Origin of the sequence: Saccharomonospora sp. NPDC046836, from assembly GCF_040645195.1 — a bacterium.
GTDB lineage: Bacteria > Actinomycetota > Actinomycetes > Mycobacteriales > Pseudonocardiaceae > Prauserella_A.
This window is the reverse complement of the sequence record NZ_JBEYXW010000010.1, coordinates 135,139-149,592: the sequence shown is the minus strand read 5'-3', so window position 1 is coordinate 149,592 and position 14,454 is coordinate 135,139. Positions and strand designations below refer to the sequence as shown.

The window sequence follows — 14,454 nt, the reverse complement described above, 5'->3', positions numbered from 1 at the left end:
GCGCGACGAGGGAGGCCGAGTGACTGAGGCGGAGCTGGGGCCGGCCGCGCGAGAGCGTTCCTGGCGGAGGCTCGGCGAAGAGACCTTCGACGTAGTCGTCATCGGTGGGGGCGTGGTGGGAGCCGGCACCGCACTCGACGCCGCGACGCGTGGCCTGCGGGTCGCGCTGGTCGAGGCCCGCGACCTCGCATCCGGCACCTCCAGCCGGTCCAGCAAGCTCTTCCACGGTGGGCTCCGCTACCTGGAGCAGCTGGAGTTCGGTCTGGTGCGGGAGGCGCTGCGGGAGCGGGAGTTGATGCTGACCCGGCTCGCGCCGCACCTGGTGAAGCCGGTCAGCTTCCTCTACCCGCTGACCCACCGGGTCTGGGAACGGCCCTACACCGCCGCCGGCCTGCTGCTCTACGACACGATGGGCGGCGCCCGCTCGGTGCCCGGCCAGAAGCATCTGACCAAGGCAGGCGCGTTACGGATGGTGCCCGCGCTCAAACGCGACGCGCTCATCGGTGGCATCCGCTACTACGACGCGCAGTCCGACGACGCACGGCACACGATGACGGTCGCGCGCACCGCAGCGCACTACGGCGCGGTTGTGCGCACCTCCACCCAGGTGGTGGAGTTCCTGCGTGAGGCCGACCGGGTGTCCGGTGTGCGGGTGCGCGACGTCGAGGACGGCAAGGAGACTCTGGTCCACGCCAGCGCGGTGATCAACGCGACCGGGGTGTGGACCGATGAGCTGCAGCGGCTGTCCGGCAGCAGAGGCCGGTTCCGGGTACGGGCAAGCAAGGGTGTCCACATCGTCGTGCCGCGCGACCGGATCGTCTCCGAGACGGGGTTGATCCTGCGCACCGAGAAGTCGGTGCTGTTCGTGATTCCGTGGCGCAACCACTGGATTGTCGGGACCACCGACACCGACTGGAACCTCGACCTCGCCCACCCCGCCGCCACGCGCAACGACATCGACTACATCCTCGAGCACGTCAACGCGGTGCTCGCCACGCAGCTCACCCACTCCGACATCGAAGGCGTCTACGCGGGGCTGCGCCCACTGCTGGCCGGGGAGAGCGAGGAGACCTCGAAGCTGTCCCGCGAGCATGCCGTCGCCCGCGTGGCGCCCGGACTCGTCGCGATCGCAGGCGGCAAGTACACGACGTACCGGGTCATGGCGGGGGACGCGGTCGACGCCGCCTCGGTGGACCTGCCCGCACGTGTGCAGCCGTCGATCACCGACAAGGTCCCGTTGCTCGGCGCCGACGGTTACCACGCGCTGGTGAACCAGGCCGACCAGCTCGCGGCCGCGCACGGCCTGCATCCGTACCGCGTGCGGCACCTTCTCGACCGCTATGGCTCGCTCATCGGTGAGGTGCTGGCACTGGCGGATGGGCGCCCCGAGCTGCTGCGGCCCATCGACCACGCGCCGGACTACCTGCGGGTGGAGGCCGTCTATGCGGCGAGCCACGAAGGGGCACTACACCTGGAGGACGTACTCGCCCGGCGGATGCGCATTTCGATCGAGTACCCGCACCGCGGAGTGGACTGCGCTGCACAGGTCGCCACCCTGGTGGGCGAGGTGCTGGGCTGGTCGGCGGCGACCACCGCGCGCGAGGTGGAGGTGTACCAGGCGCGGGTGGAGGCGGAACGGGACTCGCAGACGCAGCCCAACGACGAGGCAGCCGACGCCCGGCGTTCCGCCGCCCCCGAGGCGCGCCCCAAACTCGTCGAGCCGGTGAGTTGAGGAAGTTGCGGTCCTGATGTCACAGTCGGCCGCAGCGGGTGTCCAACCGGAGTGAAAGCGACTCCACCGAGGAAGGACACGATCATGGATACGGTCGACGTACTCGACTCGTTCATTGCTTACAACGAAACCGGCACCGGTGACGTGCCCGTGGTGTTCCTGCACGGGAACCCCACGTCGTCCTACCTGTGGCGCAACGTGATCCCGCACGTCGCAGGCCAGGCCCGCTGCATCGCACCGGACCTGATCGGCATGGGAGCGTCCGGCAAACCCGACATCGGCTACCGCTTCGTCGACCACGTCCGCTACCTGGACGCGTGGTTCGACGCGCTGGGCATCGACGACGTGGTGATCGTCGGGCACGACTGGGGCGGCGCGCTCGGCATGGACTGGGCGCGCCGGCATCCCGGCCGGGCGCGCGGCATCGCGGTCACCGAGACGTTCCTGCGGCCGATGCGATGGACCGACTTCCCACCGCAGGGCGAGGAACTGTTCCGCGCGATCCGTTCGCCGCAGGGTGAGGAGATGATCCTGCGGGACAACATGTTCATCGAGTTCAACCTGCCGCACGGCGTGGTCAGCGGGCTGGCGGCCGACGATCACGACGTCTACCGGGCGCCGTTCCGCGATCCGGCCTCGCGGAAGCCGCTGCTCGTGTGGCCGAGGGAGATCCCGATCGACGGCGAACCGGCCGATGTGCACCAGCGCGTGCTGGACTACGGCCGCTGGCTGGCATCGACACCGGTGCCGGTGCTCGTCGTGGGCGTCGAGCCGGGTGTCGGGATGGGCTCGCCGGAGGCGGTGGCGTGGGCCGGCTCGACGTTCGCGAACGTCGAGACCGAGTGGGTCGGGCCTGGTGGGCACCAGGCGCCGGAGGATCAGCCGGACGCGATCGGAAAGGCGATAGCGCGGTGGCTGCCTCGCACAATGTCGGCATGAACGACGAAACCGCTCTGATCGCTCGGGCGGTCGACGGTGACAAAGCGGCCCTGGAGCAGGTGGTGCGCCTGCTCCAGGATCCGCTGTACCGGCTGGCGCTGCGGATGGTGTGGCGGCCCGCCGACGCGGAGGACGCGACGCAGGAGATCTTGATTCGCGTGGTGACGCGACTGTCGTCGTGGCGCGCGGAGGCGAAACTGCTGACGTGGGCATACCGGATCGGCGTCAACTACCTGCTGAATCTGCGCAGGCAGACCCCGCAGGAGGTGCGGGAACTCAGCCTTGACGAGTTCCGCGACAGTCTGGTCGACGGCCTCGCCACCGCCGACTACACCGGTCCGGAAGCGAGCCTGCTGGTCAACGAGGTCCGGTTGACCTGCTCGCAGGCGGTGTTGCAGTGCCTGGAGCGGGCCGAGCGGATCGCGTTCGTGCTCGGTGAGGTCTTCGAACTGTCGTCGACGGAGGCGGCCTGGATCCTGGAGGTGACACCGGCGGCGTACCGGAAGCGGTTGGAGCGGGCACGACGGCGGATCCAGGCGTTCCTGAACTCCACGTGCGGGCTCGTCAACGACAATGCGTTCTGCCGCTGCGCGAAACGGGTCGACAAGGCGGTCGCGGTCGGCCGTGTCGATCCCCGGCAACCGGCGCTGGCCACGCATCCGGTGTCCGGCCGTGGCGTCGAGGAAGCAGCCGTCCAACTGCACGATCTGCACGACGCGGCAGCCGTGTTCCGCGCTCATCCGGACTACGCGGCACCGAAGGCCAAGACGGACGCGGTACTGGCGTTGCTCAACTCCGGACGTTTCCCACTGCTGAAGTGACCGAAGCTTCAGAACCGCCTGCGCCGGTTCGAGGCGAACGATCCGGCGAGCAGTGCCGCGAGGGCGGGCAACAGGAAGACGAAGATCATGCCCCGCGCGGCGGTGAAGAACAGGATGATCGCGAGCACAGCGGCGATCGGCACCATGCTGGAGGCGAGCCGTTGCTGCCACGGCAGCTCGACCTGATTCTGCTGTGCCGGGACCACCCGCCGTCCTGGCGCGAGCACGCTCGGCTTGGGCTCGGGCAGATCGGCGAAGAGCGGTTCGAGCTCGCGGCGGAAGCGGGCGCCGCTCACCTGGCGGGAACGCTCATCGAACTCGGTGAGGTCCAGCCGTCCGGTGCGCACATGCTCCGAAAGCGCGTCCAGCGCTTCCTGCCGCTCATCGTCACTGAGCCGCATTTCCGGTCGGTCGGCAACCACACCTCGATGGTAGGTCCGCCCGGACCATCGAGGCCAGCAAGCCTGAGCGACTTCTCAGTGCCTGCAACGTGAATGCGTGGTATGTCGGGTATCAATCTTTGATTTCGAGCAGTACCGCGCCCTGGGTGACGGCGGCACCCGCTTCAACGGCGAGGCTCGTGACCGTGCCCGCTTTGTGTGCCGTGACCGGGTTCTCCATCTTCATCGCCTCGAGCACGACGACGAGTTCGCCCGCCTCCACCTGCTGCCCGTCGGCGACGGCGACCTTGACGATGGTGCCCTGCATCGGTGCGGTGACCGCGTCACCGCTCACGGCGGCCTTCGTGCCGCCCGCCCGCTTGCGCGGCTTCGCCTTGGCCGCGCCGCTGCCGTTGACGGCGCCCCGTGCGAGCCCACCGGGCAGGGACACCTCGATGCGGCGCCCGCCGACCTCGACCACGACGTTCTGCCGCGGTTCCGGCTCCTCCTCGACATCGCCCGGCGCGGTGAACGGCTCAACGGTGTTGTCGAACTCGGTCTCGATCCAGCGGGTGTGTACCGAGAAGCCGTGCTCGTCGCCGATGAACGCGGGGTCGTCGAGGATCGCGCGGTGGAACGGCAGCACGGTCGCCAGCCCCTCGACGGTCATCTCGCCGAGCGCACGCCTGCCGCGCTCGATGGCCTGCCTGCGGTCGGCGCCTGTGACGATCACCTTCGCCAGCATGGAGTCGAACTGCCCGCCGATCACGCTGCCGGACTCGACACCGGAGTCCACCCGCACGCCGGGGCCTTCGGGGAACACCAGCCGCGTCACGGTTCCGGGTGCGGGCAGGAAGTTGCGGCCCGCGTCCTCGCCGTTGATGCGGAACTCGATGGCGTGCCCGCGCGGCTGCGGGTCCTCGGTGAACGGCAGCGTGCCGCCCTCGGCGATGCGGAACTGCTCGCGCACGAGGTCGGTTCCGGTCGTCTCCTCCGACACCGGGTGCTCGACCTGCAGGCGGGTGTTCACCTCGAGGAACGAGATGGTGCCGTCGACCCCGACGAGGTACTCGACGGTGCCGGCGCCGTAGTAGCCGGCCTCCTTGCAGATGGCCTTCGCCGAGGAATGGATGGTCGCGCGCTGCTCGTCGCTGAGGAACGGTGCGGGCGCCTCCTCGACGAGTTTCTGGTGCCTGCGCTGCAGTGAGCAGTCGCGCGTGCCGACGACGACAACGTTTCCGTGCTGGTCGGCGAGCACCTGCGCCTCGACGTGGCGTGGCCGCTCGAGGTAGCGCTCCACGAAGCACTCGCCGCGCCCGAACGCGGCGACGGCCTCGCGGGTCGCCGATTCGAACAGCTCGGGGATCTCCTCGATGGTGTAAGCGACCTTGAGACCGCGGCCACCGCCGCCGAATGCCGCCTTGATGGCCACCGGCAGGCCGTGTTCCTCGGCGAAGGCGACGATTTCCTCGGCGCCGGCCACCGGGTCCTTCGTACCTGGCACCAGTGGTGCGCCCGCCTTCAGCGCGATATGCCTGGCGGTCACCTTGTCGCCGAGGTCGCGGATCGCCTGCGGGCTGGGCCCGATCCAGGTCAGGCCCGCGTCGAGCACGGCCTGCGCGAAGTCGGCGTTCTCCGAGAGGAAGCCGTAACCGGGGTGCACGGCATCGGCGCCGGAGCGCTTCGCGGCGTCGAGCAGCTTGTCGAAAACCAGGTAGCTCTCGGCGGCGGTGGTCCCGCCGAGGGCGAACGCCTCGTCGGCCATGCGCACGTGCGGAGCATCGCGATCGGGGTCGGCATAGACTGCCACGCTGGCCAGCCCCGCGTCCTTCGCCGCCCGGATCACACGCACGGCGATCTCGCCGCGATTGGCGACGAGCACCTTCGTCACGGGCACGCTTACCTCCGCTCTTCGCTGCTCAGGAGGAGTCTACGGACCCGGGTGTTCCGCCAGGTGAGAGGAGGCTCACGCCCACTGGGCGCTCGTATGGCGCAGTTCCCCGGGGATCACGCCGTCCAACAGGATCACGTCGTAGGGCCGCGCCTGGTGCAGTTCCTGCAGGTGCTCGGTGCGCACCATCATCCACGGCTGGTGCTCACCGCAGCCCTCCACGAGCCGGTCGATGGCGGAGAACGCGAGCAGCGCCAGGCGGCCGTCCTCGGTACGCCGCAGCTCGACGGTCGCATCGGTCGTGTCGGTGCCGGCATGCCTGCCGGTCGGCAGGTACACCACGGGTGGCAGGTGAGGATTCGTCACACGCACAACATAGACGTGCGCGCAGCGTTACCTCCCCTACGCTCAGGCGGGTAACGAGGGAGGGGATGTCGTGGCCGAGCAAGGGGTACCCCGGCCAGTGCTGATCACGGCGGCGACCGCTGCCGCTGTCACGGGCGCCGCATTGGTGACAGCGGTACTGCTGCGGCCCGACCGGGCCGCGCCGACGGGAGCCGGCGGGGTGCAGGCGACGCCCTCGACCTCCAACAGCAGCTGTGGTGACGATCCGTGCCGTGTGCTGGCGTCCACGTCGGTGAACGGGATGCCCATCGAACTGCTGACCGACAGCGCGGGCGGCACCGGCAGGCTGCGCGCGGGCGGCCCGGTAACCGGAACCGTCACGGAGGTCGCGATCACCGCGATGGGCGTGCGGCTCAACCACGATTCGCTGCGCTGTGCCGACGATGCCACCCCGGTATGCCTGGTTCGCGGGCCGCATGACGGGGGCATGGCCGGTGAGGTCCATGTCTGGCGCGGCGACAGCTGGCAAGCCGCCCAGCGGCCGTACTTCTCCGACGCAGGCAGCATCGTGCTCGACGACGCGACCGGTGACAGTGCCCCGGAGATCGTGGTCGTGCGGCACGAATGCAGCCGGGTCGAGACCGCCGAGGAATGCCAGCAGGCGCCCGTGCTCGCCGAGGTCTTCACCCTCAGCGGCGAGCCGGCCGGGTGCACCGGCACCCATGAGTCACCCGGCTCGCTGCGTGGCTGGCCCGAGGTCGACGTGGCGGAGTACGAGCTGACCGGCTGCCCGTGACCGGTGTCAGACCCGCGCGGTCGCTGCCTGCCCCGTGTCGCTGAGCAGCGGCGGCGCGCTCGGCGCGTGCAGCACGTCGTCGTCGAGCAGCCCCTCGGTGCGCGCGACCACGGTCGGCACCACGATCTGGCCGGCGACGTTGGTGGCCGTCCGCATCATGTCCATGATCGGGTTGACCGAGTAGATCAGCGCGATGCCTAGTGCCACCTGCTCGGCGTCGAGGCCGATGACCGTCGTGGTGAGCGTCAGCGCGGTGAGCCAGCCGGTCGTGCCCGCGGTGGCGAGCGCACCCAGCACCGCGACCAGCACGATGCCCGCGTACTGCCCGATGCTCAGCGAAACACCCGAGATGTTGGCGATGAAGATGGCGCCGATCGCGGGAAAGACCGCCGCGCAACCGTCCATTTTGGTCGCACTGGCCAGCGGGGTGGCGAACGCCGCGTAGCCGGGGTCGACGCCGAGGTTCACGGCGCTCTGCCGGGTCAGCGGCAGCGTGGCGGCGGAGGACTGTGACACGAACGCGAACTGGATGGCCGTCCACGCCTTGCCGAAGAACCGCGCGGGGCTCACCCGCGCGACGAACTGCAGCAGGATCGGATAGACGACGAAGAGAACCAGCAGGCAGCCGACGTAGACGGCGACCGTGGTGGACAGCAGCGGCCGGAACAACGCGTCACCGTAGTTGGCGACGGCGGCGCCGATCAGGCCGAGGATGCCCAGCGGCGCGAGCCGCACGATCCAGCCGAGGTACCGCTGGATGATCTCGAAAACGCTCGTGGTGAGGTCGACGAACGGCTTGGCCCGATCGCCGAGGCTGAAGGCGGCGGCGCCGACGACGAGTGCCAGGAACAGCACCTGCAGCGTCTCGCCCTCGGCGAAGGCCGAGATCGCGTTGCTCGGCACGATGCCGTCGATGAACGCCGTCCACGAGCCCCAGTTCTCGACGCTGCCCGCGGCGCGCTCGGCGTTCTCGGCTGTCGCCTGCGCGCCACCGAGGCCGCCGCTGCCGGGGTTGAACACTGTGCCGACGGCGATGCCGATGAGCGCCGCGATCAGGGAGGTGATGGCGAACCAGAGCACGGTCTTGCCGCCGAGACGGGCCGCCGTGCGCCTGCCGCCGAGGCGGCGAAGGCTGCTGATGCCGACGATGACCGCGGTGAACACCAGCGGTATCACGGCGATCTGCAGCAGTGTGGTGAAGATCGAGCCGAGCTGGTCGAGGGTCTCGGTCAGCCAGGCGGCCTCCGTTGCCCTGGCGAGCGCGCCCAGCAGCGCCCCGGCCGCAAGTGAACCGATGACCGCGCTCGCGAAGACCGCCGGTCTCGTGTAGGTGCGTAGGAAAGACACGTGTCCGCTCCGGTAAGTGTGAAGAATCTTCGGCAATGCCAGAGCGGACAACATCCGAGCGGGTGGAACCCTTCCACCCGCCCTGATCTCTCACATACTGGGAACGTTGAGGCCGGGGCGTCGTTGTTGCTAGGGGCGCCAGAGGTCGGTGACGCTGACGCCCACCTCGGCGAGCAGGCGGCGGGTCAACGGCAGGCTGATCCCGATCACGCTGGACGGGTCGCCGTCGATGCCCTCCACGAACCAGCCGCCCAGCCCGTCGAGGGTGAACGCGCCTGCGACGGACAGCGGCTCGCCGGTGGCGAGGTAGGCGTCCAGCTCGTCCTGGCTGGGGATCGCGAACCGCACCGTCGTCGACTGGGTGCCGCTGGCCTCCCGGATGGGCTTTCCGCCGGCCAGCCGCAGCACGGCGTGGCCGGTGAGCAGCTCGCCGGTGCCGCCGGCCATCGTGGCCCAGCGTTTGCGTGCGACCTCGGCCGTACCCGGCTTGCCGACGACCTCACCCTCGATCGCCAGCATCGAGTCGCAGCCGACCACAACGGCATCGGAGCCGACGCTGTCCGCAACCGCCTCGGCCTTCGCCTTCGCCAGCGCGGTGACCAGTTCGCTGGGGGTGGGGTCGGTGAGTGCCGCGGCGACCGCGTCCTCGTCGACGCCGGACACCATGACACTCGGATCGATCCCCGCGGCACGCAGCACCGCGAGCCGCGCGGGCGAGGCGGAAGCCAGAACGAAACGCACGCGCCAAGGTTAGGTGATCAGCGCGGGGAATAAGCTCCCAAGGGCCCCAAGGTTTGCGTTGAACGCAACCAAGGTGGCCTTGGGGGCCACCTCAGCTGTCCAGCAGGGCGCCGTGGGCGCTGATGTGGGCGGCGAGGCGGGTCGCGAAGGTGCCGGCGTCGCCGCTGCGCAGCAGCTCGCACAGCTCGGCATGCTCGGCGAGGATCGCGGCGTGGCGGCCCGGCGTCCGATGCAGTGCCGAGTTGGTGATGCGCACCTGCCGGTCGTGCAGGCCCGAGTAGAACTGCGTCAGCAGGCTGTTGCCGGCCGCGTCGACCAGCGTGGCGTGGAACTGCCGGTCGAGCCGGGAGAACCGCGCCATCTCGCCGGGTACGTCGACTGAGTGCTGGTCGCCGAGCACGGTGGCCATCCGCTCGGCCACCTCCTCCTGGACGGCGCGCGCGATCACCGTGGTCGCCGCGTGTGACTCCACGAGAATGCGGGCCTCGGTGACCTCGACGACCTCGTCCGCGGACACCGGTACCACCAGCGCGCCGCGCTTGGGATACAGCCGGAGCAGGCCCTCGACCTCGAGGCGCAGGAACGCTTCACGCACCGGTGTGCGGGACAGCTCCAGCGCCGTGGCCGCCTCGCCCTCGCTGATGAGCTGACCACCCCCGAGGCGCCCGTCCAGGATCCGGTCCTTGATCCACCGGTACGCGCGCTCGCTTGCCGCGGGCTGCTGTGACCGGTCGCTCGTTGACATGCCCGCATCGTAACGACCATCTTGGATGCAACATAGATACAACACAGACGCAAGGAGTCCTGAGCGTGCGAGCGGGATGGTGGCGGCCGTGGGCGATGTGGGGACTAGGCGCTCTGTGTTACCTCACCGCGCTGTTTCACCGGATGAGCCTCTCGGTCGGCGGCCTCACCGCACAGGAACGCTTCGGCATCGACGCGACCGGGCTCGCGGCGTTCGTCGTGGTCCAGCTCGCCCTTTACGCCCTCCTGCAGGTGCCGGTCGGGGTAGGGGCCGACCGGTTCGGACCGCGCAGGTTACTGCTCGCCGGCATGACGTTCATGGCAGCGGGCACCCTCGTGTTCGCACTGGTCACCGGCTACCCCGCCGCCATGGCGGGCCGAGCGCTCATCGGGGTGGGCGACGCCTGCATTTTCGTCAGCGTGCTGCGCATCGCGCACAACTGGTTCCCCGGTCCCCGCTACGCCCTGATCGCCGCGCTCACGGCCATGATCGGCGGACTCGGCCAGCTCGTCGCGACGGCGCCACTGGCCGCGCTCCTCGGTGCCCGCGGGTGGACGGGCGCGTTCCTCATTGCCGGCGGGATCACGGTGGTGCTGCTGATCGTCACCGCGGTCGCGTTGCGCGATGGTCACCCGCGGAACCTGCCGCAGGACACCCGGCCGGAGCCGCTACGCGAGAGCCTGCGCCAGGTCTGGCGGACGCCTGCCATCCGGCACGCCATGTGGACCCACTTCACCCTCCTTGGCACGTTCGTGTCGTTCACCGCGGTGCTCGGCCAGCCGTACCTGGTCGGTGCGTACGGCCTGGCCAGGAGCACGGCGAGCGGGCTGCTCGGTCTCGCGGTGATCGGATACGTGCTGACCAGCACGGCGGCGGGGCAGTTCGCCTCTCGCCAGCCCGCCGCTCGCGGCCGGTTGGCACTCGGTGCCGCATTCGCCATGACGGCTTTCGTGGCGCTGCTCGTTGTGCTGCCCGGTTCAGCACCGGTCGGGTTGCTCACGCCCGTGGTGTTCGCCGTCGGTGCGGCTGGCGGTGTCAACGTGCTCGCCTTCGACCTCGCCCGCTCCGCCAACCACGGGCATCGGACCGGGATCGCCACCGGCGTCGCCAACATGGGTGGCTTCACCTTCGCGGTGATGGCCCAGCTGGGCGTCGGCGTCGTGCTCGACGCGCTGATCGGAGCGGGGATGCAGCCGGCGAATGCCCACAGGCTGGCGTTCGGCGTGCCGCTCGCGCTGGCCGTGCTGGGTGCCGTTCAGGTCATGTGCTTGCACCGGCACGGGGGCGTGGTGCCCGCCGTCGGATCAGCAGGGGAGGCCCGAGGCGCGCCACGCACCCTGGCCGGGGCGTAGCGGCGCGCGGACCAAGGCGGCGCGGTCGGCCCAGCGCGACCGGGCGCGCGGTCCGGGCGGCGCGGGAGCCGGAGAAGCCAGCCCCGCCAGCACCGCGGTGAGCGCGGCGATCTCGGCGTCATCCGGATTGCCGCGCACGATCCGCAGCACCGGCCGCGGCGCGTCCTCCGGTTCGTCGATGGCGGTCACAGCGGGATGTTCCCGTGCTTCTTCGGCGGCAGGGTCTCGCGCTTGTCCCGCAGCATCCGCAGCGCCCTGGCCACGTGACCGCGGGTGTGCGCGGGCGGGATGACGCCGTCGACATAGCCGCGTTCGGCCGCCACATACGGGTTACACAGCGTGTCCTCGTACTCCTGGATCAGCTGTGCCCGCAGTGCCTCGACGTCCTCCCCGTTGTCGGCGGCGCCGGCCAGCGTCTTGCGGTGCACGATGTTCGCCGCGCCCTGTGCGCCCATCACCGCGATCTGCGCCGTCGGCCACGCGAGGTTGACGTCGGCGCCGAGGTGCTTGGAGCCCATGACGTCGTAGGCACCGCCGTAGGCCTTGCGGGTGATCACGGTGACCAGCGGGACGGTCGCCTCGGCGTAGGCGTAGATGAGCTTGGCGCCGCGCCGGATGATGCCGTTCCACTCCTGGTCGGTGCCCGGCAGGAAGCCCGGCACGTCCACGAAGGTCAGCACCGGCACGTTGAACGCATCGCAGGTGCGGACGAACCGGGCGGCCTTCTCCGAGGCGTCGATGTCGAGGCAGCCCGCGAACTGCGTCGGCTGGTTGGCCACGATGCCGACGCTGTGCCCGTCCACCCGGCCGAAGCCCACGAGCACGTTCGGCGCGAACAGTTCCTGCACTTCGAGGAACTCGCCGTCGTCGACCACCCGGGTGATGACCTCGTGCATGTCGTAGGGCTGGTTCGGCGAGTCGGGCACGATCGCGTCCAGCTCCCGGTCGGTGTCGGTGACCTCGTCGGCGATGGACTCGCCGGACGGCTCCACCGGATCGAACACGGGCGTTTCCGCGAGGTTGTTCGACGGCAGGAAGCTCAGCAGCTCCTTGACGTAGGAGATGGCGTCTTCCTCGTCGGTACCGAGGTAGTGCGCGTTGCCCGACTTGGTGTTGTGCGTGCGGCCACCACCGAGGTCCTCGAAGGTGACCTCCTCGCCGGTCACCGTCTTGATGACGTCCGGTCCGGTGATGAACATGTGCGAGGTCTTGTCGACCATCACCACGAAGTCGGTGAGCGCGGGGGAGTAGACGTGCCCGCCCGCGTTGGCGCCCATGATCAGCGAGATCTGCGGGATGACGCCCGAGGCGTGGGTGTTGCGGCGGAAGATCTCGCCGTAGAGGCCGAGCGAGACAACGCCTTCCTGAATGCGTGCGCCGCCGCCCTCGTTGATGCCGATGACCGGGCGGCCGGTCTTGATGGCCAGGTCCATGACCTTGACGATCTTCTCGCCGTATACCTCGCCGAGCGAGCCGCCGAACACGGTGACGTCCTGGCTGAACACACACACCGGGCGGCCGTCGATGGTGCCGTAGCCGGTGACGACGCCGTCGCCGTAGGGGCGGTTGTGCTCCTGCCCGAAGTTGGTCGAGCGGTGCCTGGCGAACTCGTCCAGCTCGACGAACGAACCCGCGTCGAGCAGGAGGTCGATGCGCTCGCGAGCCGTTTTCTTGCCTTTGGCGTGTTGCCGTTCGATGGCCCTTTCGGACCCGGCGTGCACGGCCTCGTGATAGCGCAGGTAGAGGTCGGCGAGCTTGCCGGCCGTCGTGTGAATGTCGGGTTCCGCATCGGGAGGCGTCCCGATCGGCTCCGTTGCGCTGCTCATAGAACCGCAGCCTATCCACCAGTACCAGGGGCAGGATGTGGCGTAGCCAACGTCTTATCGTGGCGGTCATGAAACGGATCGACGCCGCACTGCTGCGTGCGGAGCTTGTCCGGCCGGTGGGGCCCTATGGCGCGCTCGACGTCGTCGCCAGCACGGGTTCGACCAACGCCGACCTGCGCGAGGCCCTGGTCGACGGTGCAGGCGACCGCACCGTGCTGATCGCGGAGGAGCAGACGGCCGGGGTCGGCAGGCGCGGCCGCACGTGGAGTTCTCCCGCGGGTGCCGGGGTCTACTGCAGTGTCCTGCTCCGCCCGGCCGGTGTGCCGATGGCGGCCCTCGGGTCGCTCGCCGCGGTCGCGGGCTTGGCCGTGGTGGACCTGACGCGGGCGCTGGGCGTGACGGCTGTGCTCAAGTGGCCCAACGATGTGCTCGCCGCCGACGGCTCCGGCAAGTGCGCCGGCATCCTCGCCGAGGCCGCGCCATCGGAGGAGCAGGCGGTGATCCTCGGCATGGGGCTCAACGTCGCGCCGCCGCGGGAGCCGGTGAAGCCGGGGCCGGGTGGCCTGCCCGCGGTCGCGCTGTCCCAGCTCGGTGCACGGACCACCGACCGCACCGAGATCTGCCGGCTGCTGCTGACCTTCCTGCACGAGCGGGAGAGGCGCTGGCGGGCCGCTGACGGCGACCTCGCCAGTGCGAGCCTGCTCGCCGACTACCGCGAGCACTGCGCGACGTTGGGGCAGGAGGTCAAGGTCATGCTCCCCGGCGGCGCGCACCTGCTCGGCCTGGCTGTCGACGTCGATGCGACCGGGGCGCTCATCGTCGAGACCAGCGCCGGCGAACGGCGGACAATCTTCGCCGGCGATGTCGTTCACTTGCGTCCAGCCGCGGAGTAAACGGCAACTGATCGCGGTACGGTGAGCCGACGGCGGCGAAGCACGAATTCGGGGAGTGTTCGAGGTGGCCTATCCAGACGATCTGCTCAGCGAGGGTGAGCGCGTCATAACCCACAAGCATCCGCACTTCAAGATGCTGATCTTCCCCGTGTTCATGCTGATAGTCACCGTTGGCGCCGCCATCTGGCTGGCCCTGCTGGCTCGCGACCTCGACGCGCCATGGAATCTGGTGGCGCTCATCGCGATCGGCGTCGTGGGGCTGGTGCTGGTCGTGTGGCTGGTACTCGTGCCGTTCGTGCGCTGGCGCACCACGCACTTCATCGTCACCACCGATCGGGTGATCGCGCGGGAAGGCGTCATCAAGCGCACCGGCATCGACATCCCGATGGCCCGCATCAACAGCGTGCGTTTCGAGCACGGCCTGGTGGACCGGATCTTCGGCTGCGGAACGCTCATCATCGAGTCGGCTTCGGACGAACCGCTGACCTTCGACGACATCCCGAGGGTGGAACAGGTGCACACGGCGATCTACCGCCAGGTCAACGACAACCCGTACGACGACTTCGGCGCCACGCAGGCCGCCCCGGGAGCGTGGCCGGAGCAGCAGGACCCGCCGCCGCAGGCCCGTGGGCGGGGGCGCTGAGCG

At 69.7% G+C, this 14,454-nt stretch carries 15 protein-coding genes; 7 read left to right on the top strand and 8 right to left on the bottom strand.

The features are described from left to right. Nucleotides 1–19 precede the first annotated feature (19 nt). From ABZ863_RS14755 to ABZ863_RS14745, 3 genes are all read left to right on the top strand, one after another. Entirely contained in the window at nt 20–1,732 is a 1,713-nt protein-coding gene (locus ABZ863_RS14755) for a glycerol-3-phosphate dehydrogenase/oxidase (protein WP_358535334.1), read from the top strand. A gap of 84 nt (nt 1,733–1,816) precedes the next feature. Next, nucleotides 1,817–2,671: a haloalkane dehalogenase gene (locus tag ABZ863_RS14750; protein WP_358535332.1), complete on the top strand. Its 855-nt coding sequence runs from the start codon at nt 1,817–1,819 to the stop codon at nt 2,669–2,671. Beyond that, nucleotides 2,668–3,492, top strand: coding sequence for a sigma-70 family RNA polymerase sigma factor (locus ABZ863_RS14745; RefSeq protein ID WP_358535330.1), 825 nt, complete (start codon nt 2,668–2,670; stop codon nt 3,490–3,492). The genes ABZ863_RS14750 and ABZ863_RS14745 overlap by 4 nt, the downstream gene beginning before the upstream one ends. 8 nt (nt 3,493–3,500) lie before the next feature. On the opposite strand, the gene ABZ863_RS14740 is transcribed toward ABZ863_RS14745, so the two are convergent. The 3 genes from ABZ863_RS14740 to ABZ863_RS14730 form a co-directional block, all read right to left on the bottom strand. Further along, complete coding sequence (locus ABZ863_RS14740; protein WP_358535328.1) at nt 3,501–3,914, bottom strand: DUF1707 domain-containing protein; 414 nt, start codon at nt 3,912–3,914, stop codon at nt 3,501–3,503. Between the two features lie 91 nt (nt 3,915–4,005). Beyond that, the gene (locus tag ABZ863_RS14735; protein ID WP_358535326.1) at nt 4,006–5,769 is read right to left on the bottom strand and encodes an acetyl/propionyl/methylcrotonyl-CoA carboxylase subunit alpha; all 1,764 of its coding nucleotides are present in this window, start codon (nt 5,767–5,769) and stop codon (nt 4,006–4,008) included. A 69-nt stretch (nt 5,770–5,838) separates the two neighbouring features. Continuing rightward, nucleotides 5,839–6,129 carry an SAV_915 family protein gene (locus tag ABZ863_RS14730; RefSeq protein ID WP_358535324.1) on the bottom strand — a complete coding sequence of 97 codons (291 nt, stop codon included), beginning with the start codon at nt 6,127–6,129 and terminating at the stop codon, nt 5,839–5,841. A gap of 70 nt (nt 6,130–6,199) precedes the next feature. Here ABZ863_RS14730 and ABZ863_RS14725 point away from each other — a divergent pair, with 70 nt between their 5' ends. Further along, complete coding sequence (locus ABZ863_RS14725; RefSeq protein WP_358535322.1) at nt 6,200–6,904, top strand: hypothetical protein; 705 nt, start codon at nt 6,200–6,202, stop codon at nt 6,902–6,904. Between the two features lie 6 nt (nt 6,905–6,910). Here the strand turns inward: ABZ863_RS14725 and ABZ863_RS14720 are convergent, their stop codons facing one another. The 3 genes from ABZ863_RS14720 to ABZ863_RS14710 form a co-directional block, all read right to left on the bottom strand. Then, complete coding sequence (locus ABZ863_RS14720) at nt 6,911–8,251, bottom strand: dicarboxylate/amino acid:cation symporter (RefSeq protein WP_358535320.1); 1,341 nt, start codon at nt 8,249–8,251, stop codon at nt 6,911–6,913. Between the two features lie 129 nt (nt 8,252–8,380). Continuing rightward, nucleotides 8,381–8,992, bottom strand: coding sequence for a nucleoside triphosphate pyrophosphatase (locus tag ABZ863_RS14715; RefSeq protein ID WP_358535318.1), 612 nt, complete (start codon nt 8,990–8,992; stop codon nt 8,381–8,383). 91 nt (nt 8,993–9,083) lie between these two features. Beyond that, nucleotides 9,084–9,737, bottom strand: a complete 654-nt coding sequence (locus ABZ863_RS14710) for a GntR family transcriptional regulator (protein WP_358535316.1) — start codon at nt 9,735–9,737, stop codon at nt 9,084–9,086. A 65-nt stretch (nt 9,738–9,802) separates the two neighbouring features. Between ABZ863_RS14710 and ABZ863_RS14705 the strand changes: the two genes are divergently transcribed. Beyond that, on the top strand, nt 9,803–11,089 hold the full coding sequence (locus ABZ863_RS14705) for an MFS transporter (RefSeq protein ID WP_358535314.1): 1,287 nt from the start codon (nt 9,803–9,805) through the stop codon (nt 11,087–11,089). On the opposite strand, the gene ABZ863_RS14700 is transcribed toward ABZ863_RS14705, so the two are convergent. Both ABZ863_RS14700 and ABZ863_RS14695 read right to left on the bottom strand, forming a co-directional pair. Further along, nucleotides 11,042–11,269 carry an acyl-CoA carboxylase subunit epsilon gene (locus ABZ863_RS14700; protein WP_358535404.1) on the bottom strand — a complete coding sequence of 76 codons (228 nt, stop codon included), beginning with the start codon at nt 11,267–11,269 and terminating at the stop codon, nt 11,042–11,044. The genes ABZ863_RS14705 and ABZ863_RS14700 overlap by 48 nt on opposite strands. 5 nt (nt 11,270–11,274) lie before the next feature. Beyond that, nucleotides 11,275–12,915, bottom strand: coding sequence for an acyl-CoA carboxylase subunit beta (locus ABZ863_RS14695; protein WP_358535313.1), 1,641 nt, complete (start codon nt 12,913–12,915; stop codon nt 11,275–11,277). Between the two features lie 68 nt (nt 12,916–12,983). Here ABZ863_RS14695 and ABZ863_RS14690 point away from each other — a divergent pair, with 68 nt between their 5' ends. Continuing rightward, on the top strand, nt 12,984–13,808 hold the full coding sequence (locus ABZ863_RS14690; RefSeq protein ID WP_358535311.1) for a biotin--[acetyl-CoA-carboxylase] ligase: 825 nt from the start codon (nt 12,984–12,986) through the stop codon (nt 13,806–13,808). 64 nt (nt 13,809–13,872) lie between these two features. After that, a complete protein-coding gene (locus tag ABZ863_RS14685; protein ID WP_358535309.1) occupies nt 13,873–14,451 on the top strand; it encodes a PH domain-containing protein in 579 nt (192 codons plus the stop codon). Nucleotides 14,452–14,454: the final 3 nt, after the last annotated feature.